This is a genomic window from Pedobacter sp. 01N416 (assembly GCF_056399685.1).
This window is the reverse complement of record NZ_JBFTRT010001099.1, coordinates 1-460: the sequence shown is the minus strand read 5'-3', so window position 1 is coordinate 460 and position 460 is coordinate 1. Positions and strand designations below refer to the sequence as shown.

General features: G+C 41.7%; 1 pseudogene. It reads left to right on the top strand.

Annotated features, from left to right (window positions below):
* Positions 1-460 (top strand): annotated as a pseudogene (locus tag AC1DND_RS29415) (hypothetical protein); the annotation flags it as partial.

Genomic DNA, 460 nt, shown 5'->3' with positions numbered 1-460 from the left:
ATGTAGAGATTAGGGTAGCGCCAATTACCATGAATGGCGATACTTTAGAATTTAATGCCGCAGCCTTTAAATTGGATAGCAATGCGGTTGTAGAAGATCTTTTGCGCAAAATACCCAATGTAACCCTTTGGGGCGATGGACAGATTACCGTTAACGGCCGTGAAGTAAAGAGCTTATTGGTAAACGGGAAACAGTTTTTCGGCGGTGATATTAAAATGGCTACCCAAAACATTGCGAAAAATGCATTAGACAAGGTACAGGTTTACCGGGAACGGAATGAGAGTAACCCACTTGACAGTACCTTAACGGTTAATTTAAAACTTAAGAAAGGCAAAGACATCGGCTACTTCGGCAAAATTGGTGCGGGTTACGGCACCACCAAAAAATATGAAACAGATGCAAGTTTTAATATGTTTTCGCCCAAAATGCAGCTCGGTATTATAGGGGCGAGCAACAACAT